The sequence below is a fragment of the Curtobacterium sp. VKM Ac-2889 genome, from assembly GCF_015350855.1.
GTDB classification, from domain to species: Bacteria; Actinomycetota; Actinomycetes; order Actinomycetales; family Microbacteriaceae; genus Curtobacterium; species Curtobacterium poinsettiae.
Window position 1 is genome coordinate 1 of sequence record NZ_JADKSC010000003.1, and the last position, 21,828, is coordinate 21,828.

14 protein-coding genes and 1 tRNA gene are annotated in these 21,828 nt (G+C 73.4%); 10 read left to right on the forward strand and 5 right to left on the reverse strand.

Annotated features, from left to right (window positions below; translation table 11 throughout):
- Window positions 1-194 precede the first annotated feature (194 nt).
- From gltX to ITJ50_RS10295, 9 genes are all read left to right on the forward strand, one after another.
- Window positions 195-1,682 carry a glutamate--tRNA ligase gene (gene gltX, locus ITJ50_RS10250; RefSeq protein ID WP_194590444.1) on the forward strand — a complete coding sequence of 496 codons (1,488 nt, stop codon included), beginning with the start codon at window positions 195-197 and terminating at the stop codon, window positions 1,680-1,682.
- Between the two features lie 6 nt (window positions 1,683-1,688).
- On the forward strand, window positions 1,689-2,771 hold the full coding sequence (locus ITJ50_RS17890; RefSeq protein WP_194590445.1) for an NAD(P)/FAD-dependent oxidoreductase: 1,083 nt from the start codon (window positions 1,689-1,691) through the stop codon (window positions 2,769-2,771).
- A gap of 45 nt (window positions 2,772-2,816) precedes the next feature.
- Window positions 2,817-2,888, forward strand: a tRNA-Gln gene (locus ITJ50_RS10260).
- A gap of 299 nt (window positions 2,889-3,187) precedes the next feature.
- Complete coding sequence (locus ITJ50_RS10265; RefSeq protein ID WP_194590446.1) at window positions 3,188-5,986, forward strand: alpha/beta fold hydrolase; 2,799 nt, start codon at window positions 3,188-3,190, stop codon at window positions 5,984-5,986.
- Window positions 5,987-6,378: 392 nt separating this feature from the next.
- Window positions 6,379-7,296, forward strand: a complete 918-nt coding sequence (locus tag ITJ50_RS10270; RefSeq protein ID WP_194590447.1) for a glycosyltransferase family 2 protein — start codon at window positions 6,379-6,381, stop codon at window positions 7,294-7,296.
- Window positions 7,293-8,258, forward strand: a complete 966-nt coding sequence (locus ITJ50_RS10275; RefSeq protein ID WP_071251622.1) for a glycosyltransferase family 2 protein — start codon at window positions 7,293-7,295, stop codon at window positions 8,256-8,258. The genes ITJ50_RS10270 and ITJ50_RS10275 overlap by 4 nt, the downstream gene beginning before the upstream one ends.
- Entirely contained in the window at window positions 8,255-11,806 is a 3,552-nt protein-coding gene (locus tag ITJ50_RS10280; protein ID WP_194590448.1) for a glycosyltransferase, read from the forward strand. The genes ITJ50_RS10275 and ITJ50_RS10280 overlap by 4 nt, the downstream gene beginning before the upstream one ends.
- Window positions 11,793-13,721: a PIG-L family deacetylase gene (locus tag ITJ50_RS17445; protein WP_228500784.1), complete on the forward strand. Its 1,929-nt coding sequence runs from the start codon at window positions 11,793-11,795 to the stop codon at window positions 13,719-13,721. The genes ITJ50_RS10280 and ITJ50_RS17445 overlap by 14 nt, the downstream gene beginning before the upstream one ends.
- Complete coding sequence (locus tag ITJ50_RS10295) at window positions 13,718-14,710, forward strand: glycoside hydrolase family 16 protein (RefSeq protein WP_052481845.1); 993 nt, start codon at window positions 13,718-13,720, stop codon at window positions 14,708-14,710. Before ITJ50_RS17445 ends, ITJ50_RS10295 begins: the two co-directional genes overlap by 4 nt.
- A 42-nt stretch (window positions 14,711-14,752) precedes the next feature.
- Here the strand turns inward: ITJ50_RS10295 and ITJ50_RS10300 are convergent, their stop codons facing one another.
- The 4 genes from ITJ50_RS10300 to ITJ50_RS10315 all read right to left on the reverse strand — a co-directional run bounded on the left by ITJ50_RS10300 (window position 14,753) and on the right by ITJ50_RS10315 (window position 18,697).
- Window positions 14,753-15,937 (reverse strand): glycosyltransferase family 4 protein, encoded by a 1,185-nt coding sequence (locus ITJ50_RS10300; protein ID WP_071251625.1) that lies wholly within the window; start codon window positions 15,935-15,937, stop codon window positions 14,753-14,755.
- On the reverse strand, window positions 15,934-17,439 hold the full coding sequence (locus ITJ50_RS10305) for a lipopolysaccharide biosynthesis protein (RefSeq protein WP_194590449.1): 1,506 nt from the start codon (window positions 17,437-17,439) through the stop codon (window positions 15,934-15,936). Before ITJ50_RS10305 ends, ITJ50_RS10300 begins: the two co-directional genes overlap by 4 nt.
- Window positions 17,436-18,356 (reverse strand): beta-1,6-N-acetylglucosaminyltransferase, encoded by a 921-nt coding sequence (locus ITJ50_RS10310; protein WP_017887126.1) that lies wholly within the window; start codon window positions 18,354-18,356, stop codon window positions 17,436-17,438. The genes ITJ50_RS10305 and ITJ50_RS10310 overlap by 4 nt, the downstream gene beginning before the upstream one ends.
- A 113-nt stretch (window positions 18,357-18,469) precedes the next feature.
- Window positions 18,470-18,697: a hypothetical protein gene (locus ITJ50_RS10315; protein WP_194590450.1), complete on the reverse strand. Its 228-nt coding sequence runs from the start codon at window positions 18,695-18,697 to the stop codon at window positions 18,470-18,472.
- 182 nt (window positions 18,698-18,879) lie between these two features.
- Here ITJ50_RS10315 and ITJ50_RS10320 point away from each other — a divergent pair, with 182 nt between their 5' ends.
- Window positions 18,880-20,172: a glycosyltransferase gene (locus tag ITJ50_RS10320; protein WP_056069007.1), complete on the forward strand. Its 1,293-nt coding sequence runs from the start codon at window positions 18,880-18,882 to the stop codon at window positions 20,170-20,172.
- 140 nt (window positions 20,173-20,312) lie between these two features.
- On the opposite strand, the gene ITJ50_RS10325 is transcribed toward ITJ50_RS10320, so the two are convergent.
- Complete coding sequence (locus ITJ50_RS10325) at window positions 20,313-21,632, reverse strand: glycosyltransferase (RefSeq protein ID WP_052481843.1); 1,320 nt, start codon at window positions 21,630-21,632, stop codon at window positions 20,313-20,315.
- Window positions 21,633-21,828: the final 196 nt, after the last annotated feature.

Below are 21,828 nucleotides of genomic sequence, written 5' to 3' on the forward strand. Positions count from 1 at the left end.
AAGCTAAGCCTCTCAGCGCCGATGGTACTGCAAGGGGGACCTTGTGGGAGAGTAGGACGCCGCCGGACTTAACGTAGCAACAACAGGGAACCCCTGACCATTCATGGTCAGGGGTTTTCTGCGTTCACGGGGTTGTTCTGCGTCATCCACAGCGCAGGAAGGACAGGCGGGTGCCGCGGTAGGGTTGGCGGGTCATGACTGCGCCATTCACCACCGCCTCCGGCTCCGACATCCGCGTCCGCTTCTGCCCGAGCCCGACGGGGACCCCGCACGTGGGGCTCATCCGCACCGCCCTCTTCAACTGGGCCTACGCCCGCCACACCGGCGGCAAGCTCGTGTTCCGCATCGAGGACACCGACGCCGCCCGCGACAGCGAGGAATCGTACGCGCAGATCCTCGACGCGCTCCGTTGGCTCCGGCTCGACTGGGACGAAGGCGTCGACGCCGGTGGCGAGCACGGACCGTACCGGCAGTCCGAGCGCACCGCGATCTACGACGACGTGATCGCGGAGCTCAAGGCGTCCGGACACATCTACGAGTCCTTCGTCACGCCGGACGAGATGGAAGCCCGCAACAAGGCAGCCGGTCGTGATCCCAAGCAGGGCTACGACAACCACGAGCGTGACCTGACCGACGCCGAGCGCCAGGCCTTCCGTGACGAGGGCCGCGAGCCGGCGCTCCGTCTGCGTGTGCCGGACCGCGACCTGAGCTTCGACGACCTGGTGCGCGGCGAGATCACGTTCAAGCAGGGCACCTTCCCGGACTTCGTGGTGGTCCGCCCGAACGGCAAGCCGCTCTACACGTTCACCAACCCGGTCGACGACGCCCTGATGGGGATCACCCACGTGCTCCGTGGTGAAGACCTGCTGTCGTCGACCCCGCGACAGATCGCCCTGTACGAGGCGCTGTACGAGATCGGCCTCGCGCCGTCCATCCCGGTGTTCGGACACCTGCCGTACGTGATGGGGGAGGGGAACAAGAAGCTCTCGAAGCGTGACCCCGAGTCGAACCTGTTCCACCACCGCGCCGCCGGCATGATCCCCGAGGGGCTCGTCAACTACCTGGCACTGCTCGGGTGGTCGATCGGCCCCGACCGCGACGTGTTCTCGATCGACGAGATGGTCGCGGCGTTCGACGTCACCGACGTCAACCCGAACCCGGCCCGCTTCGACCACAAGAAGGCCGAGGCGATCAACGGGGACCACATCCGGCTGCTCGCACCGGACGACTTCCGGTCGCGCCTGCTGCCGTACCTGACGGAGTTCGTCAGCGACTCGGCGACCCCGGAGCAGCTCGAGGTCCTGACGAAGGCCGCCCCGCTCGTCCAGGAGCGCATGCAGCTGCTCGGTGAGGCACCGGCGATGCTCGGGTTCTTGTTCACGGCCGACGCCGATCTGGTGGTCGAGGACGACGCGCTGGCATCGCTCAAGGGCGACACGGCGACCGTCCTGACGGCGAGCATCGCGGCGCTCGAGGGGGTGCAGGACTGGACCACCGAGTCGATCGAGGGTGCGCTCCGTGCGACCCTCATCGATGAGCTCGGCCTGAAGCCCCGCGTGGCCTTCGGACCGTTGCGCGTCGCCGTGTCCGGGCGTCGGATCAGCCCGCCGCTGTTCGAGTCGATGGAGATCCTGGGCAAGGAGTCCACCCTGACCCGGCTCCGCGCCCTCGCGGCGCGCTGACCGACCGTGAGCAGCACCGAGCAGGCCGTGCCGTTCGTGCACGACGTGGCGGTCATCGGCGCCGGGCCGGCCGGCCTGAGCGCGGCGCTCAACCTGGTCCGGGCGAAGCGAACCGTGCTGCTCGTCGACGCGAACCGGCCCCGGAACGCCGCCACCCTGCGGTCGCACGGGTTCCTGACACGGGACGGCATCTCGCCGCTCGAGCTCCGGAAGCTCGGCCGGACCGAGGTCGAGGGCTACCCGGAGGCGACGGTCGTGCAGTCCGTCGTCGACCTGGTGTCCCGGGACCCCGACAGGGACGCCTGGCGGGTGCACGGTTCGTGGCGCGGCACCGAGCTCGACGCCCGCGCCCGGACGGTCGTCGTCGCCACCGGGCTGCGTGAGGAGTTCCCGGCACTGCCGATGCTCCGCGCGTTCTACGGTACGGCGGTGCACAGCTGCGTCGAGTGCGATGCGTACGACAAGGCCGGGCAGCCGCTCGCGTTCATCTGCGAGACCGACGACGTGGTCGACCGCGCGCTGCTCATCGCGTCGTGGACGGACGACCTGATCGTCTACACGAACGGCATCGCGCCGATCGATGATGCTGGTCGCGCACGCTTGGCCGCGGCTGGCGTCGTCGTGGACGAGCGAGCCGTCGAGGACCTGGAGGGGGACCGCACCGGGATGACCGGCGTCCGGCTCGCCGACGGCCACGTCGAGCCACGCGCCGGCGGGTTCGTCCGCCCGGTCTGGCACGCGGACCTCGACTGGCTGCACACCAGCACGGGCACCGGCGCCGGCGCCGGCGCCGGCGAGAGCACCAGCGCCAGTACGGGCACCAGGGCCAGCGCCGGTGGGAGCACGACGACGACCGCGGACGCCGACACGCCCGGGTCGCTCGGAGGCCTGCAGCGCGACCCGCAGGGACTCCTGGTGGTCGACCGGGTCGGCCGGACATCGGTCCCGGGGCTCTACGCCGTGGGAGACGTCACGCCGCCCGGCCCGGAACAGCTCATCGTCGCCGCCGGGCACGGCGCCGCGACCGCTGCTGCCGTGCACCGAGACCTGGTTGGTGGTCTCACGGACCTCCGGGATGCTGTACAGTAGTTGATCGTGCCCCGGGTGACCGGGCCAGAAGGCCGACAGGCCTTTTGGGGTATGGTGTAATTGGCAACACAGCGGTTTCTGGTACCGTCGTTCTTGGTTCGAGTCCAGGTACCCCAGCACTCGATGAACAGCCCCCGGGATCTCCCGGGGGCTGTTCTCGTTCCGCGGGGCGGTTGCGCGGAACCGCACGATCCCCGAGCGGTGAGCCACCGCTGCGCGAGAACTGCCCAGGGCGGCGGACACCGATCGGTCCGGATCCGCAGCCTCCGTGGCGGGCGCGGGCCGCGCCTCCAGGCCGGGTTGCGGTTCCCCGCACCCACCCGGCACCTGCTCGCGTGCGCGGGAGCGCGGTCCTACGGTCGGAAGACCGTCGCGGGAGTCGTGGCGGTCCGCTGCCGAGCACCCGAGGTGTCATCGTGACCTCCGCCGACCCGCTGACGACCATCGATCCCTGGCACCACCCAGCCGCCGTCCCCGCAGCGGCCGACCACTCCGTGCTGGACCGCTGGGACCGCGTGGTGGCGCTCCGGGGCGACGCCGCCGCGCTCGCGGGGAACGGCCGTCCGTACACGTACGCCCAGGCGGACCGGGCGTCCCGCGCGCTGGCCGCAGCCCTGACCGTGACGCTCCGGCCCGACGACCACAGCGGCGCCGGCGTGGACGAGACCCCCGGCGGGGCGTCGAAGCCGGTCGGGCTGATGGCGGGACAGTCGACCGAGGCCGTGATCGGGATCCTGGCGCTGGTGCGTGCCGGACGGACCGTGGTGGTGCTCGACGACCACCTGCCCGCCGCACGGCTGGCGCACGTGGCCCGGCTCGCCGGAGTCGACGAGATCGTGGCCGACACCGAACGAGCGGCACCGGCCGCCGGTGTCGTCGCGGAGCGGGACGGCCGGGTGCACGCACTCGGCGAGCTGCTGGACGTGGGCGCACCCGGCGATGCCCCTGCGACGGACACCGCAACCGCACCCGGTGGTGCCCCCACGACGGACACCGCAGGCGCCCCCGGCGGGCGGGACCCCTTCGCGATCGTCTTCACCTCCGGCTCGACCGGCATGCCGAAGGGCGTCGTCCTGACGCACCGGCAGCAGATCGCCAACGCCGAGCAGGACGCCCTCGCCCTGGGCCTCGGCCCCGGCGACCGCCTCGGTGTGGTCCTGCCGCTGTCGTTCGCGGCCGGGCTGCTGTTCTCGTTCGACACACTGCTGTGCGGCGGCACGATCGTGCTGCTCGAGCCGCGTGACCTCGGTGTCGAACGGCTGCTCGGACGGTTCCGGGACGACGGCGTGAACGTGCTCGTCTGCACCCCGCACCTGCTGCGCTCGATCGTCGGGTCGCAGAACGCCCCCGGAGCGCACGGGACCGCAGCCGGGACCGCACCGGTGCTCGGCGGCCTGCGCTTCCTGATGACCACGGGCGAACCCGTCACCGGCGCCGACCTCGCCGCAGCCCGACCGCACCTGGACCCGGACACGCTGCTCCTGAACGCCTTCGGTTCGAGCGAGACGGCATGCGTCGCGTACTGCCCGGTGGCCCCGGGCGAGCCGGTGCCCGAGGGCGTGGTGCCCGCCGGGTGGCCACTGCCCGGCAAGACCGTGCTCGTGCTCCGTGAGGACGGCAGCCGGGCCGACCCGGGGGAGACCGGCGAGCTCGTCGTCGTCTCCGACGCCCTGACCGCGGGCTACTGGGGCGCGCCGGAGAAGACCGCCGAACGGGCCGGTCGCACCGGCGAGGCCGAGTCCGCCGTCGGCATCCCCGTCGGGACCCCGAGCTGGCGGCAGGGCGACCTGGCACGCGTCGACCCCGACGGCCGGCTCGTGCTGCTCGGCCGGTCCGACGACGCCGTGAAGGTCCGCGGCTACCTGGTCGAACCGAGCGAGGTCGAGGCGGCGCTCCGCGCGGTCCCCGAGGTGCACGACGCGGTCGTGACGGCACAGGTCGATCCCGGTTCCGTCACCCGGCTCGTCGCCTACGTGGTCGGTCGCCCGGGGCACCGCACCCCGGCACCGGGTGCGCTCCGACGGGCACTCCGCGACCGGCTGCCCGAGTACATGGTGCCGGCGTCGATCGTGCCGATGACCGAACTGCCGCGGAACGAGCGGGGCAAGGTCGACCGGGCCGGACTCCCCGGGGCGCCGAGCGTCGAGACCGAGATGGTCGAGGGTGAGTACGACCAGTGGGAGCTCGTCGTCGGGCAGATCTGGGCTGAGGTGCTCGGTCTGCGGGGCGTGCACCTGGACGAGGACTTCTCCGCGCTCGGCGGCGACTCGCTGTCCGCCGAGGAGATGCTCGCCGTCGTGCAGGACCGGCTCGGGGTCGACCTGCGCTCGTCCGACGTGCTCGAGCACCCGACGCTCCGCGCCTTCGCCCGCCGTGTGCGGAGCGGGACGAGCGCGCTGCCGAGGCACCCCGACGTCGTGAAGGTGTCCGAGGCGCGCGAGGGCGGCCGTCCGCCGGTGTTCTGCTTCGCGGGTGGCGGTGCCCTGGCGCTGACGTTCCTGCCGCTGTCGCGCCACCTGCCCGAGCACGACGTGTACGCGTTCCAGCAGCACGGGCTCGAACGCCGCGGGGTGCCGGACTGGACCATCGAGCGGAGCGCCCGCCGCTGGGTCGCCCTGATGCGCATCGTCCAGCCCCGGGGACCGTACGTGCTCGTCGGGCACTCGCTCGGCGGACTGGTCGCGCTGGAGATCGCCCGGCTGCTCACCGAGAGCGGCGAGCAGGTCGAGCACCTCGCGCTCCTCGACACGTACCTGCCGCGGACCGGGTCCGACACCGCTCGGCTGCACTTCGGTCGGCTCGGGCCGCGCGAGCACCGCAACCCCACCGTGCGGGCCGTGCGGCAGCGGGTGGACGGGGCACTCCGGCGCGTGCTGCCGTCCGGGACGTCGTGGGGCGACCACGTCGCCAAGCGCCTCCGGGCCTACACGGCCGGCGTCCTGCGTCACGGCGGCCAGCGACACTTCGACGCGTTCTTCGACCAGGCCGAGCTCGTGACCAGACGGCACCACCCGACGCCGTTCCACGGGCGCGCCACCTACGTGCTCGCCGACGCGAACCCCGACGCCGCCGGCTGGTCCGCGCTGCTGCGCGGGGAGACCGAGACGGTACGGATCGCCGCCGAGCACAGCTCGCTGCTGCGGGAACCGCACGTCGCCGACCTCGCGACGGCGCTGCGGGCCGCGTTCGCGACGGAGCACGCACCCCGGAGCTGAGCGGCCGCGCACCGGGTGCGGTGGTCGCGACCAGGAAGCGGACGGGAGGCGCGGGGCCGGCCGGCACCGCGCCTCCCGTCCGCTCGTGGCTCGTCCACCACCCGTCGGCCGCCGCGCCCGGCGGCCCACCTGCGCGAGCGTTGCGGGTTTCCGTATCCGCACCCGGGTGTCCGCAAGGGACCGCAGCGTGCATTGACCCTCCCGCCGGCCACGGCGATGGTTGGAACCGCGGGGGAGAGTACCCACTCACCCGCGGCAAGCCGGCGGCGTCGTACCCGCGTCCCGCTGCTCGACCGACGACGATCACCGTCGTCGAGGCGTCATCCGAGGACGCACCGCTCGTCTCGACGAGCCACCACCCGACAGCAACCCTGACCCGACAGGACCGCGCCATGCCCGTACGTACCGTCCGCCCTGCAGATCCGAGGGTCTCCGTCGTCATCCCGGCGCGGAACGAGGCCCGCAACCTCGAGATCATCCTCCCGAAGCTCCCGCCCGTGTACGAGGTGATCCTGGTCGACGGCAACTCCGTCGACGACACGATCGCCACGGCCCAGCGGGTCATGCCCGGCATCCGCGTCGTGCACCAGACGCGCAAGGGCAAGGGCAACGCCCTGGCGTGCGGGTTCGAGGCCGTCACCGGCGACGTCGTCGTGATGTTCGACGCCGACTGCTCCGCGGACCCCGACGAGATCCCTCGGTTCGTCCAGGCACTCGTCGAGGGCGCCGACGTCGCGAAGGGCACCCGGTACTCGCTCGGCGGTGGCAGCGACGACATCACGATCGTCCGCAACATGGGCAACCGCGGCCTGAACCTGCTCTGCAACGTCATCCTCGGCACCCGCTACAGCGACCTCTGCTACGGCTACAACGCCTTCTGGGCCGACGTGCTGCCGGAGATCGGTCTGCTGTCGTCCGAGCTGCCGAAGCCGGCCGACGGCTCGATGCTGTGGGGCGACGGGTTCGAGATCGAGACCGTCCTCACCTGCCGCTGGTCGGCCGCCGAACTCGCGATCACCGAGGTGCCGAGCCACGAGAAGCTCCGCGTGCACGGTTCCAGCAACCTGAACGCCGTGACCGACGGCATCCGCGTGCTGAAGTCGATCATGCACGAGCGCCGTCGCGCCGCCATCGGCCGTGCCGAGGTCCGCCGGGCGGCGATGAGCGTCGTGCCGCCGGCCCAGCAGCTCGTTGCCGGGCACGCTCCGGTGCACGCCGCCGGGCACGCTCCGGTGCACGTCGCCGGGCACGCTCCGGTCGGCACCCCCGTCGCCGCGACCGCCGGCATCCTCGAAGAGGACGTCGCGTGACGAGCGTCGCGGTCGTCATCTGCGCCTACACCCAGCAGCGCTGGGGCGACCTGCAGGACAGCGTCGAGTCGGCCAGGCGTCAGCCCGAGGCGCCCGAGGTCGTCGTCGTGATCGACCACGAGCCCGAGCTCCTGCTGCGCGCCGCGGCCCGCTGGCCCGGACTCCGCATCGTCCCGAACACCGAGGACCGCGGGCTGTCCGGTGCCCGGAACACGGGCGTCGCCCTGACGGACGCCGACGTCGTCGCGTTCCTGGACGACGACGCCACGGCGGACCCGGACTGGCTCGGGCACATGCTCACCGCGCTCGAGGACCCCGAGGTCGTCGGCGTCGGGGGCCGCGCCACCCCGTCCTGGCCGACCGCCACCGGCGCCGGCCCGTACGCCGACGAGCTGCTCTGGATCGTCGGCTGCTCGTACCGCGGCCTGCCGGAGACCCCCGGCGACGTCCGCAACGTGATCGGCTCGAGCATGGCCTTCCGCCGCGACGCGATCCTGCTCGCGGGCGGGTTCCGCTCCGGCATCGGTCGGGTCGGCAACCAGCCGCTCGGGTGCGAGGAGACCGAGCTCTGCATCCGCATCGCCCAGGCCCGTCCGGGTGCGCGGATCCGCCACGAACCGCGGTCGAACGTGTCGCACCGGGTCTCACCGGACCGTGTCACCATGCGGTACCTGCGTCGTCGCAGCTACTACGAGGGCATCTCGAAGGCCGTCCTGAGCCGCCGGGTCGGCACGGGGGACTCGCTCGCCAGCGAGTCGACCTACCTGACCCGTGTGATCCCGGGCGCCGTGCTGCGGGAACTCCGCCACGTCGGTCGTGGCGGAGGCCTGCGGGCGTACGCCATCGCGCTCTCCGTCGTCTCGACGGTCGCGGGCTACGCCGTCGGCCGGGTCCTCGGCACCCTCGTCGTGCGGACCCCGCCGGCACCCGCCCCGCTCCCGCAGACGGTGGGGACGCCGTGACCCGCGCGACCCTGGCGATGGTCCTCTCGCCGATCGTGAGCGGACCGCTCGTCCCCACGTGGGACGGCGCGCTCTGGATCGGCGAGGTGGACCGGGCCGACGTGCACGCGTCGAGCCACCGGGACGTCATCGCCCTGCAGGGATCGGCCGGGTACGGGCGTGCCCGGCTGCTCGTCCGCGACCGCGGTGAGCCGCTCGGCTTCGTCGAGACCGAGATCACCGAACGCCGTCGCATCGGCGGCACGATCGACGTCCGCGCGCTGCAGCGCGCGATCCGGCCCATGCCGGCCCCCGAGCGTCGGCCGGCAGCAGGTCTGGTGCTGCCGTCCGTCACCGTGGTGCTCTGCACGGACGGCGCCGCCGGCACGACCATGCGCTCGGTGCTGGCGAACCGGTACCCCGACTTCGACGTCGTGGTCGTCTCCCGCGGTGCCGACGACGAGGGCGTGGCGACGGTCGACATCGGCGGACGCCGGGTCACCACCATCGCCGCGCCGGGTGACGGGCTCGCCGCCGCGCGGAACGCCGGTCTGCTCGCCGCCTCGGGCGAGGTCGTCGCGTTCGTCGACGAAGGCGCCGTCGTCGACGGTGACTGGGTCGACGCCGTCGCCCGTGCCTTCGCGGCCGCTGACGACGTGGACTGCGTCACCGGTCTCGTGCCGAGTGCGGAACTCCGCACCCCGGCACAGCGCTGGCACGACGCCCACACCCCGGGGGCGCGCACCGTCCGTCGTCGGGTGTTCCGGCTCGACGACGCGGTGGACGACCTGCCGCTGCACCCCTTCGCCGCCGCCGCGTACGGCACCGGCGCGAACCTCGCCGTCCGCCGTGCGGCCGCGCTCCGGATAGGTGGGTTCGACACCGCCTTCGGTCCCGGCACCAGCGTCGGTGGCGGCGACGACCTCGACCTCTTCACACGACTGCTGTTCGCCGGATCCGCGATCGCCGTCGAACCGGCCGCCATCGCGTGGCAGCGATCGGCGGACGACGTCGCGTCGCTCCGCGCGGCCGCCGCTGCCCACGGCCACGGACTCGGAGCCTGGATGACCAAGAACGCCTTCGACCGCGACACCTTCACCGCTTCGGTGGACGCGGCCCCCGAGGCGATCAACGCCTTCGCCCGGCTCGGTCTCGAACAGGGCGACCGTGCGTCGGACGTCGCCGGGGACACCCGCACGGACCGGGCCCGCGCGACGGACCCGGTCGACGCGGAGTTCGCCGCGACCGAACGGCGGCTGCGGGGCGTCGAACGACGGTCGGTGCTCACCGCACCCGTCCTGGCGCTCGTCGAACGCCTGCGGGGTGGCGGCACCATCGACCGCACCGCACGCGGTCGTCACGAGCTCCGGCACGGCCTGGCCGGTACCCGCTCGGGCCGCCCGGTGGTGGCGGACGCCATGGGGCCGCTCACCCGCCTGAGCGCCGCGGGGCTCGTCACCGCGACGCTGCTCGTCGCGGTCGTCGGCGCCGTCGGTGACCTGCCGGTGCTGCGGGGGAGCGCGATCGGCGTCTTCCTGTTCGCGCTGCTCGGTGTCGCACCGCTCCTGCTCGTCCGTCCGATGCCGCTCGCCCGGTTCAGCGTCTTCGCCGTCACGGCGTCGCTGGTCGGCACGATCGCGATCGGCTACACGATGGCGACGTTCCGGATCTGGGAACCGACGGTGCCGTTCGTCGGGGTCGTCGTGCTCACCGCCCTCGCCCTGGCGATCGCGGTGCCGCGGGACCTCGCCGAACTCCGGCGCGCCCGCCTGCTGCCCACCGACGGTGCCGCACCGGCGCGCCGGTGGTCACCGACGCACACCGTGACCGCCGCTTCCGTGGCCGGTCTGCTCGTCATCGTCGTCGCCGCGCTGACCCACGTCGGCGATCCGGTGCCCGACGGCCTGTTCGGATCGCTGGGCCCCGGCCTGGTGATCGGCCTCGCGATCGTCGTCGCGGCCGCCGTCGTCGCCGTGGTGCGCGGCCGCGGACTCGCGGTCCCCGTCGTGGTGCTCGGTGGGAGCATCCAGCTCGCCCAGGCGATCACCTACGGCATGCCGACCGTGATGGCGGCCGCCCGGCACATCGGGGTCCTGGAGTACATCCGACGCTGGGGCGGGACGAACCCCACGGCCGACATCTTCCAGACGTGGTCCGGCCTGTTCGCTGGTGGCGCCTGGGTCGCGGACGTCGGCGGCATCGACAACGCCATGACCATCGCCGCGTGGGTCCCCGTCCTGCTCGCCTTCAGCACGACGATCGCGGTCGGTGTCCTGGCCGCCAACTGGCTGCCGGGCAACCGTCGTCCGTGGATCGCCGCGTTCCTGACGGCGATGACCGGTTCGCTCAACACGACGTACTTCTCGCCCCAGTCCGTCGGCATCCTGATGTCCCTGGTGATCCTGGTGCTCGCCGTCGGCCCGCTGCGCCGGACCGCCGTGACCACCGACGACGGCCTGCGGACCACCGTGCTCCGTCCACGCCGTGTCGGCCTGTCCCGGATCATCGCGATCACGGCGATCGGCATGTTGCTCGTCGTGACCCACCAGATCTCGCCCTACCTGACGGTCGCGGCGCTCGTGACCCTCGTCGTGTTCCGGTTGCTCCGCCCCTGGTGGCTGCCCGTCGTCGTGCTCGTGCCGGCGATCGGGTTCGCGATGCTGAACGGCGACGTGCTCGGCAAGTTCCTGTCCCTGGCGGCGGTCGGCAAGGTGCTCGACAACGTGCAGCCGCCGTCGCACGACATGACGGTGCTGCCGAAACCGCTCGTCACCCGGCTCGCGTTCGACGTGCCGGCCGTGGCACTCATCGTGCTCGGCCTCGTGGCGGTGCTCACCGTGCTCATGCGTCGTGACCGCGTGCACTGGGGCCTGCTCACCGCCGCCGCGAGCCCGATCTCGTTGCTCGTCGCGACGAACTACGGCCAGGAGGGCATCTTCCGGGTCGTGCTGTTCGCGACACCATGGATCGCGATCCTGGCGGCCGGCCTGCCCAGGCCGAGCGGCCGCTTCGCGTGGGCCGGTGAGCTGCTCGAGCGCACCTTCCGACCGACGGCGGTCACGGCCGTCTTCGCCGCCGCCGCCGTGGCCGCGATGGTCGCCGTCGGCGCCTTCGGCCAGACCGCCCTCGACTGGAACCGCGTGCCCCCGCGCAGCCAGTCCGCCGCGACGCAGTTCTACGACGCCACCGCCCCGAAGGGTTCCGTCATGCTGCTGACCGGTTCGGCGAACGCCGTCCCCAGCAACACCGGGTCGCGCTACTTCGACGTGGGCTGGTTGTCCCGCGAGGTGCTCGGCGACTACCCGGGACCCCGGGGCTACGACGCCGTCGACGACGTCTCCGAGATGACCCGTTCGCTGGTGCTCGAGTGGCCGGCCACGCAGTACTACGCCATGGTCGCGGAGCCGTTCGGCGCGTACGACGAGCGCTACGGGTACCAGACCGAGGTCGACTACCAGCGGGTCCGGGCAGCCATGGCCGACTCGCCGTACTGGAAGCGTGTGTGGGGCTCCGGCACCACGACGGTCTACCGGATCACCCAGGCGGGCCTCGCGCATGCCGCGGACTGACCGTCGGCGGACCGGGCGGGCGTGGCGCATCGGTGCCGCGTCCGCCGCGGCGGTCCTCGCGCTGGTGGCGCTCGCCGCCCCGGCCCTCGACGCGACGCGTGCTGCGGCCTCGGCATCGACGCCGACCAGCCGTTCCGAGGGCGGTGGTCCGGCGGTGCCCGGCCCGGCCGGTGTCGACTGCAGCGCCGGTCGTGTCCTCACCCTGGTGGCGCACGCCGACGACGACCTGCTGTTCTCCGGCACCGAACTCCGTGCGGACGTCGACGCGGGCAAGTGCGTCCGCTCCGTGGTCGTCACCGCTGGCGACGCCGGCAAGCCCGCCTGGTACTGGCAGGCGCGTCAGGACGGGCTGATGGCGTCCTACGCCGAGATCGCCGGCGTCGACCCGGTCTGGACGACCGGACAGGCCACCGTCGCGGGACGCACACTGCACACCGAGACCCTGGCCACCGACCCGGCGCTCAGCCTGGTGTTCCTCCAGCTGCCGGACGGCGACGTCGACGGTTCGGGCTTCGCGGCCGACGACGACGAGAGCCTCGAGAAGCTGTACCAGGGCCACATCCCGACGATCCACACCGTCGCTGACGCGTCGCAGCCGGCGTCGTACTCCCTCGCCGACCTGCGCGCGACCGTCGGCGGACTGTTCACCGACTACGCGCCCACCGAGGTCCACACCCTCGACCACGGCGGGTCCTACGGTGACGGCGACCACAGTGACCACCACACCGTCGCCTACCTGGCCGCCGAGGCCCAGGCCGCGTCGGCGACGTCCCACACCTTCACGGGGTACCTCGGCTACCCGATCGCGGACCGACCCTCGAACCTGACGGCGGCACAGACCGCGGCCAAGTCGGCGGCGTTCTTCGCCTACGCGGCGCACGACGGGGAGACCTGCGCGTCGACCTCGGCGTGCGCGTCCCGCCCCGAGGGCTCCTGGCTGAGCCGGCAGTACACCGTCGGGTCGTCCACCGAACCGCCGACGGACCCGCTGCCCGAGCACGGCACCGACGTCACCTCCGGCGCATCGGTCACGGCGAGCGCCGAGAACCCGGCCGACGGCCAGACCGCCGCCAAGGCCGTCGACGGCGTCGTCAGCGGCTACCCGGACGCCCCGACGGCCGAGTGGGCTGCCCCGTGGGGCGGCGTCGGGACGTGGATCCAGCTCGACTGGGCCGCGGGTACCACGTTGCACGAGGTCGACCTCGCCGACCGGCCGAACGGGGACGACCGGGTCACCGGCGGCACGCTGACCTTCTCGGACGGCTCGAGCGTGGCCGTCCCGGCGCTCGACGACGGCGGTGCCGTGCAGCGCGTGGCGTTCGCTGCGCGCCACGTCACGTGGGTCCGGTTCACCGTCGGCTCGGTGAGCCGGACGACACGGAACGTCGGTCTGGCCGAGATCCGGGCGTTCGCCCCGGAGCCGCCGCCGACGCCGACGCCGACGCCGACGCCGACCCCGACCCCGACGCCGACCCCGGATCCGACGCCGACGGCATCCGACGTCACCGCCTCGGCCGTGCCGACGGCCGCGTGGGACGACGCGTCCACCGGGCAGACGGTCGACAAGGCGGTCGACGGGGTCGTCTCGGGCTACCCCGCCGACACCACCGCCGAGTGGGTCGCCCCGTGGGGGCGGACCGGCGTCTGGATCCAGCTCGACTGGGCCGCCTCGCAGCGCCTCGGCCGGATCGTGCTGCACGACCGTCCGAACAGCGCCGACCAGGTCACCAGCGGGATCCTGACGTTCTCGGACGGCAGTCAGGTCGCGGTCGGTTCCCTGCCGGACGGCGGCGACGCCCTGACCGTCGACTTCACCCCGCGCAGCGTCTCGTGGGTGCGCTTCACGGTGACGGGCGTCTCGGACAGCACCGGCAACGTCGGACTCTCCGAGCTCCGCGCCTGGACGACCGGATGACCGACGACCAGGGGGACCGCCAGGAGGCCCGCCCCACGTGGTCGGAACACGTCGCCGACGACGCGGCGTCGGCCAACGGCGCGGCACCGGCACACGGACGCGGCCTGTCCCGGCACCGCCCGCCGCGCCGCCGCGCACGACGCGCCGCCTTCGCCGCCGGTGCGCTCCTGGCCGCCGCCGGCATCGTCGCCGGCACCGCGACCGCCACCACCACCGCGAACGGGGACGACGTGACCCTCGACGATCCCAGTGGCGTCTCGATGCCCTCCGACCAGCCGGCCGGGTGGACCCGGGTGTTCGGCGAGGACTTCGCCGACACCGCCACGAACCGCACCTTCGAGTCGCGGTACGCCGAGCGCTTCGTCGCGTACCACGGCTTCGCGGACACCGCGGGGACCGGGCGGTACCAGGCGTCGACGCTGTCCACGCACGACGGCCTGCTCGACGTGCGACTCCGGACCACCAGCGCCGGTGTCCCGCTCGCCGGCGGTGTGGTGCCGCTCGTCGACGGGCACTGGGGCGGACAGACCTCCGGCCGCTACAGCATCCGGATGAAGAGCGACGAGGTCGACGGGTACGGCGTCGCCGTCCTGCTGTGGAGCGATCAGAACCTGTGGTCGGACGGTGAGATCGACTTCCCGGAGGGGGCACTCGGTGCGCCGGCCTGGCTCAACGTGCACTGCCTGTCCGATCCGGCCGAGAAGTGCGTCCACGAGCAGACCTCGGCCTCGCTGGCCGACTGGCACACCTACACGATCGAGTGGACGCCCGAGCGGATGTCGTTCCTGGTCGACGACGAGGTCGTCGGCACCACGACGGAGAACATCCCGACGGCACCGATGCACCTGGTCGTCCAGGCGGGCTCGAACGGTGGGGACCCGCCCGCCGACGCCGAGGGCTCGCTGCTCATCGACTGGCTGACCATCGACGTGCCGTCTGCCGGGGCCGCGCCCGCGGCGACGCTGCCGTCCGACGCCCCGACCGACTGAGCTGCTCCGGACCCCGCACCGAGACCGGGGCGTGGTCGACGCTCAGTGCTCCGCGTGGTCGCGGAGTGCCTGCAGCAGCGCCGCGACGTGACGGTCACGGCCGTGGTGGTCCCGTACCCAGGCTCGGCAGCGGTCCGCCAGGCCTGGCTCGGTGCCGCTCGCGTGCAGTGCCTCGATCAGCGTGTCGGCGAGCGCGTCGGTGTCGGTCGGTTCGACGGTGAACCGGGCCCACTCGCCGCGCAGGATCTCGGCGGTGCCGCCCGATGCGGCCGCGACGACGGGGCGGCCGGTCGACATCGCCTCGACGACGACGCGGCCGTAGCCCTCCGGTTCGATGGAGGGCGCCACCACGACGTCGGCGGCGTGCAGCACGGGGACGACGTCGTCGCGCTCCGGCACCACGATGACGGACCCCGGTGGCAGCGCCGCGATCGCGCGGCGCACCGCGGGGGCGTCGGCGGCGGAGAGCGCTCCGGCGAGGACGAGCACCGGGGCCGGGGCGGGCGGTGTGCCGTGCCCGACGAGGACGCGGGTCGACGCGTGGACGCGCCCCCAGGCCTCCAGGAGGGCGAGCACGCCCTTCGAACGCGTGAGGCGACCGTAGTGGAGCACCACGGGGCGGTCGTCGTCGATGCCGAGCGCCGCACGGGCGCGGCGGGTGCTGGCGGGCGTGGCCAGCGGGAAGGCCGAGGTGTCGACGCCGTTCGGCACCGCGTCGATGCGGTCGGCCGGTGCCCCGGCTGCCGTCCAGGCCCGCGCCATCGCGGTGGAGACCGCGAAGAACCGCGTCCGGCCCCCCGCGAACGGCCCGAGGCGGCGGTAGTTCGGGGCGTGGTGCAGGTGCACCGCGAGGGGGACGCCGGACACGAACGACACGACGCGGCCCCACGGCAGGAACTCCGGCCGGTTCAGCCAGAGGACGTCGGGGCGGGACCGGCGGAGGCGGAGGCCCTCGCCGACGAAGCGCAGCAGGTCCCGCGGTGCGGTCCGCACCGAGAAGGAGTAGTCCCGTGCTGGGCGGAGCCGGACACCGAGACGGTCGAAGGGCGCACGGCCGTCGTCCGGGCGACCGGTCGGCGCAGGGCGGTGCCAGACCTCGACGTCGTGCCCAGCGGACACGAGCTCGCCGACGTCCTCGAGGACGCAGCGCTCGACGCCGCCGGTGATGGTGAGCCCGTTCGTGGCGACGACGACACGGAGTGTGCGGTGGGCGGTGGGACTGGTCATGCCGAGCCTCCGCGGGCGAGTTGCAGTCGACGGAAGAACCAGGGCATGCAGGCGACGACACCGACGACCCTGACGATGTTCCAGGTGAGGTCCTGCGGTGCCAGCAGCGACGCCGCGGCGAGCACCAGGGCGATGCCGACGGCCAGCAGCACCCCGCGTCCGGGCCCCCGCCACTCGCGGCGGTCCGGGAGCGCCGCCTGCTGCAGGACGGCGAGGATCCCGTAGGCGATCACGGTCGCGATGCCGGCGCCGACGATGCCGGTCAGCGGCACGAGCACCAGGTTTGCGGCGATGTTGACGACACCGGCGACCGCACCGATCACTCCCACGGTCACGCCGCGGCGCTCCACCAGCAGCAGTCGGCCGGTGGCGCCGCTCGCGACCACGGGGAACGCGGTCAGGGCGACCACGAACACGACGACGGTGAGCGACTCGACGCGGTACGAGGCCGGCGCGAGGATCGGCAGGGCCACGGGCGACACGAGCGTCACGGCGAGGAGCACGGGGGCGAGGAGCACGTAGAGCTCGTCGCGGGCGTGCATCGCGAGCCGACGACGGGCGACGGCGTCGCGGAGGGCGGCGAAGTGCGGCGCCCACGCCTGGTTCGTGAAGGTCAGCAGCAGGATGACCGCGGACCCGACGACGTAGGCGATCTGGTAGCGGGCGACCTCGTCGGCACCGAGCAGGCGCTGCACGACGAGCCGGTCGCCGGCGTTCAGGACGAAGTACGACAGGCTGCCGAGCGCGATCGGGACGCCCAGCCGGAAGGCGCGAGCGGTGGTGCGGTGGTCGAACAGGCCACGGAACCGGGGCCTGGTCGCGACGATGCCGATGACCATCGCGACGCCCTGGGCGACGACGCCGCCCCAGGCGTAAGTGGTGGCGTCGGCGTGCACGGCGGCCAGCAGCCCGAGGCCGATGACCGACCCGCCGACCGACGACAGCAGGCTCGTCACCGCGAAGACCCGGATGCGGTCCTGTGCCACCAGCAGGGCGAGGGAGAGCTGCACGATCGCGGCGGGCCCGGTCCACAGGACGGCCACCAGGAGCAGCGGGTGCTGGTCGACGAAGCCCGCGGCGTCCCCCCACAGCGGGATCGAGACGAGTGCGAACACCGTGACGGTGACGGCGGTGACCATGCCGACGAACAGCAGGCCGCGCGCCCGTCGGTCGTCGCCGTCCTCGGCCCGCTGCAGCACCGCCGCCTGGTCGATGCCGCACACCGCGACGACCACGAGCGCCTGGTAGAGCGCGATCGCCGAGGCCAGCACACCGAACTCGGCCGGTGGCATCAGGTGCGCCAGCACGGGCGAGATGAGCGAACTCACGACGAGCTGCATCGACCACACCACGACGTAGAGCAGGCCGCGTCCGAACAGCACCGACGAGCCGCGGGCCACCGCCGTCGAACCGGTGTCCGTGGAGAGCGCTCCGGGCGAGGCGGGCTGCTCGACGGCGGCCTCGGCTGCACGGGCCTCGCGTCGGGTCTGGGGGACGGTCACCGCGACACCACCGCCGGTTCGTCGTCGCGTCGGGCACCGGTGCGCAGCCCGAACGCGGCGTCGACGACGTCGAGCAGGTCGCCGCTGCGTTCCGTCGAGAACTTGCGGGCGAACAGGAACGGGGCGGACTGGTCGGCCGAGGCACGGCGTTCCAGCACCCGTCCGGCGTCCTCGATCCCGAGCCACGGCGGGCTCTTCTGCTTCGTGCCGTCCCACCCGATCCACCACAGCGGGTGCGCGACGTGGGCGTCGGCGAAGTCGGGGGTGAACGCCGGGGTCAGCAACACCGACGGCACGAAGGTCTCGTCACCGATCCACACACGCTCCCAGAAGGTCACCAGGTCCGGCCGGCCGTCGACCACGTCGACGACGCCCTGCGCATGGTGCCGCGCCAGGACCTTGAGCTGCGAGCCACCGCCGAACACGACGCCGCGCGGCGCCCTGCGGGGGATCGGCAGGCGCAGCATGTGCTTCCGCCACGCCCAGTGCCGGAAACGCACGCGGGAACGGCCACCGTCACGACCCCACGCGGGGTGCGGGAGCGGCTGCACGTCGACGAACGACCGACCGGGGTTCGCCGTCATGACCGCGGCGATCTCCGCGGCACCGGCCAACGGGTAGTCGCTGCCGGTCAGCACGGCCACGTGCGTCGCGTCGGTCTCCGCGAGGGCAGCACGGTAGCCAGCGACCTCGGCCGCGACGTTCTCCCACTTCGCCCAGCCGGTGCGCATCCGGGGCAGCACACGGACCCGCTCGGGCAGGTCGGCCGTCATCGCTGCGAACGCGTCGTCGTCGGTGCTCGCGTCGCAGTGCAGGAACACCGGGAACGGGTCGAGCGCCGCCACGAGACGACGGACGTGCGTCGGGTCCTCGTGGGCGAGGACGATGCACGCGAGCGGCGTGGGGGAGATGGCCATGTCCGCGACGCTAAGCGGGCCCGGGAACCCCGACAAGGCCGGTCAGGGGCGGGTGCGGGGGAACGGCGGTTTCCCGCAGACCGGCCGCTCGGACCGATCGGACGCGGGGCCGGTCAGCGGTTGCGGCGGAACTTCGGGCAGTCGCAGAGGGCGCAGTCGGTGCCGGGACGGTAGTGCTCGTGCGCCCCTTCGGCGTGCCCGCAGCTCGAGCAGCCGGACCCGGTCGCGTCGTCGTCGGCCACGAGCGTGAGGAGACCCCCCGAGGTCTCGGGCACCAGGTGCAACTGCGGCCGCGGACGCCTGGTCGGGCCGGGCCGGGCCGTCGTGCGAGCCTGGGGCATGCGTCCTCCTCGTGCTCGGCGGGCAGCCGGTGCGCACCGGGGCGATCGCCCGGCGTGTTCGCCACTCTACTGGCGGCAAACCGCAGGCTCCCCGCATCCTCCGAGCAACGCCGTTGACCCCCTGTCGTCGGCCGGTGACCATGGCCAGGTCCACCCGATGAGAGCGGCCCGACGGGACGAGCATGACCGACCACACCACCACCGCGGCCCGAGCCCTGACACTCGAGCCCGCGATGCCCTCGACCCACGCCCCCACCTGGGCCGGAGCCGCCTGGGTCGGTGCCGTCGACCGGTCCGCCGCGCTCGCCGCGGACACCGTCCAGCTGGCCGGCGCCACCGGCTTCCGCCGGGCACGCCTGATGGTCCGCGACGGCGACGACGTCGCCGGGTTCGTGGACGTGCGCGTCGACGAGGGCGGGGCGGTGGACCCGGCCGAGCTCGGACCCGTCCTGCGCCGACTGCCGGCACCGGGCCCCGCGGTCGACGCGCCCGCATCCGGCGCACGCGTCTCGGTCGTCATCGGCACGCGCGAACGCGCCGCGTCACTCGACCGCGCCGTCCGGTCCGTCCTGGCGTCGGCGTACGACGACTTCGAGGTGTTCGTCGTCGACAACGCGCCGGTCACGACCGGGACGCGCGACGTCGTCGCCGCGCTCGGTGACCCGCGGGTGCACTACGTCCTCGAGCCCCGCGCCGGAGTCTCGCGTGCCCGCAACGCCGGCCTCGCGCTCGCGTCCGGCACGGTCGTCGCCTTCATCGACGACGACGTCGTCGCCGACCCGCGCTGGATGGCCGCCATCGCCGCCGCCTACGAGCGGGACAGCGACGTCTGGTGCGTCACCGGACTGGTACCGAGCGGCGAGCTCCGCACCCCCACGCAGCGCTACTTCGACGAGCGGGTCACCTGGGCCCGGAACCTCGAGCGCCGGGTCCTCCGCACGGCGAGCCCTCCGGTCGACGAACCCCTGTTCCCGTTCACCGTCGGGGCCTTCGGCACGGGGGCCAACATGTCCGTGCGCCGCGACGCGGTCCGCCAGCTCGGCGGCTTCGACGTCGCCCTCGGCCCCGGCACCCGGGCCCGGGCCGGCGAGGACCCCGACCTGTTCACCCGGGTCCTGCTCGCCGGTGGGGCGCTCGCCGTGGAGCCCTCGGCCGTCGTGTGGCACGAACACCGGAAGGACCGTGCCGCTCTGCGGTCGCAGGCCATCGGTTACGGCACGGGCCTCGGCGCGTGGGTGACGAAGCTCGTCCTGCGGCCGTCGACCGCGTTCGCGGTGCTGCGGCGGGCGGCCGGGGCGGTGCGGCGGCTCGGTGCCCTGGGGCAGGGAGCGGACGATCGCCCGGTCGACGCGATCGGCGGCTGGCCCGTGGACGCCGAGTTCACCGAGGCGACGCGCGGGCTGAAGCGCGCTGAACTCGTGGCCGCGCTGGGCGGGCCGTGGCGGTACCTGGCCGGGCGGCTGACCGCGCGCTGAGGCGGGTACGCCGGCACCGGCTTTGCGACAGAGCACGCGTCGATCGACGCGTGCTCAGTCGCGTTCCGCGTGCGCGGCAGAACGGACGGGAGGCCCGTGGCGACGCTGCCACGGGCCTCCCGTTCCGCGCGGGGGACCGGCTAGGGCCGGAACCGTCCTGCCTCGACGTCGCGCCAGCGACGACGGCTCCGGAACCAGGCGGCCGGACCCGCGGGGAAGCCGCGCAACTCGTGGTACGCCAGGGTCTTCGGGATGCGTGTGGTCGAGGCCTCGTTCGTGACCTCGGTGGCGGCGTCGCGGCGCCCGGCCAGACGGGACACCATCTGCTTCGACTTGACCTTCGCGGCGAGCGGCATCAGGCGGGCGAGGACGGCGACGTGCCGCTTGTCCTTCGCGGCGAGCGCGAACATCAGCGCGGTGAACCCGACGCCGTTGCCGTGCAGCTGCTTGTGCAGGTCCTCGATGGTCTGACGGTGCCGGTGGTGCACGACCGCGCGGGGTTCGAAGCCGATCCTCCCGCCGCGCCAGAGCGTCTCGACGAACATCGCCAGGTCCTCACCGCCGCGGGCGGGGGAGCCGGCGCCGAGCGTGGGGTCGAAGCCACCGACGGTGTCGATCAGGGTGCGTCGGTAGGCCATGTTCGCGCCGGCGCCGTACGCCCCGATGCCGTAGACCGCGAAGCGCTTGAGCACCTGGCCCGACGGGGTGAGGGCACGGACGCGGGCGTGCCGCATGGTGCCGGGGACGTCCTCGGGGACGATCGTGACGGGCGAGAAGGTGCGCTCGGCGCTGAACCCGCCGTAGTACGCCTCGTACCAGATCTGCGCGGGGGTGGTGAGCTCGCTCGGCAGGATCACGCCGGTGACGGCCTGCAGGTCCGGCTCGCTGACGAACCGCGAACCGATCGCGCGGAGCCACTGCGGGTCGACGCGGACGTCGTCGTCGGTGAAGGCGATCACGTCGCCGGTCGCGGCGGCGACACCGGCGTTGCGACCGGCGGACAGGCCCGGGCGACGTTCCTCGACCAGACGGACGTCCCGCCCGGCCAGCATCGCGGGCAGCGCGTCACCGGCGGGGACGCGCACCCGGTTGTCGACGAGGATGACCTCGTGCCGCGGGTAGTCCAGGTGCTCGAGGACGTCGAGCAGCTTGCCGAGGTCCTCGACGCGGTCGACGACGGTGGACACCACGACCGAGATGGTCGGCAGGTCCTCGTCGGCCACGACGGGGACGTCAGCCAGCACGGTCTCCTGCAGGGCCTCGAGCGCGCGGGCCGCGTCGGCGGGGTCGTCGGTGAGCAGCACGTCGAGCGTGCCGGTGGGGTGGCCGCCGCGGTAGCCGATCACCATGGCGGACGCGCCGGTCTCGTCGGCGACGAGCCGGGGGAGCGGGGCGTCGAGGTCGACGCCGATCACCCGGCGCGGTGCGGGCACGGTGGCGGCGGTGGAGGGGATGGCCATGTGCGGGACGCTACGACGGCCCGGAGCGGCCGACAACGGGAGATCGGCGCAGTGGCGGGGTTCGTGCGGGGTTCCGCACGGCGCGTGTGCCCCGGACGAGGGTGAGCGCTCACCCAGGAAGACACGGGAAGCTCATGGGTCACGCTCAGGTCACGGATCCGATGCAACCGGTTGCGCTCCGGTCGGACCGGGCGTA

Bases quoted from the DNA above. Each gene is read 5' to 3' on its own strand.
- gltX (WP_194590444.1), top strand. From the start codon at position 195: ATGACTGCGCCATTCACCACCGCCTCCGGCTCCGACATCCGCGTCCGC.
- ITJ50_RS10270 (WP_194590447.1), top strand. From the start codon at position 6,379: ATGCCCGTACGTACCGTCCGCCCTGCAGATCCGAGGGTCTCCGTCGTC.
- ITJ50_RS17445 (WP_228500784.1), top strand. From the start codon at position 11,793: ATGCCGCGGACTGACCGTCGGCGGACCGGGCGGGCGTGGCGCATCGGT.
- ITJ50_RS10295 (WP_052481845.1), top strand. From the start codon at position 13,718: ATGACCGACGACCAGGGGGACCGCCAGGAGGCCCGCCCCACGTGGTCG.
- ITJ50_RS10300 (WP_071251625.1), bottom strand. From the start codon at position 15,937: ATGACCAGTCCCACCGCCCACCGCACACTCCGTGTCGTCGTCGCCACG.
- ITJ50_RS10310 (WP_017887126.1), bottom strand. From the start codon at position 18,356: ATGGCCATCTCCCCCACGCCGCTCGCGTGCATCGTCCTCGCCCACGAG.
- ITJ50_RS10315 (WP_194590450.1), bottom strand. From the start codon at position 18,697: ATGCCCCAGGCTCGCACGACGGCCCGGCCCGGCCCGACCAGGCGTCCG.
- ITJ50_RS10320 (WP_056069007.1), top strand. From the start codon at position 18,880: ATGACCGACCACACCACCACCGCGGCCCGAGCCCTGACACTCGAGCCC.
- ITJ50_RS10325 (WP_052481843.1), bottom strand. From the start codon at position 21,632: ATGGCCATCCCCTCCACCGCCGCCACCGTGCCCGCACCGCGCCGGGTG.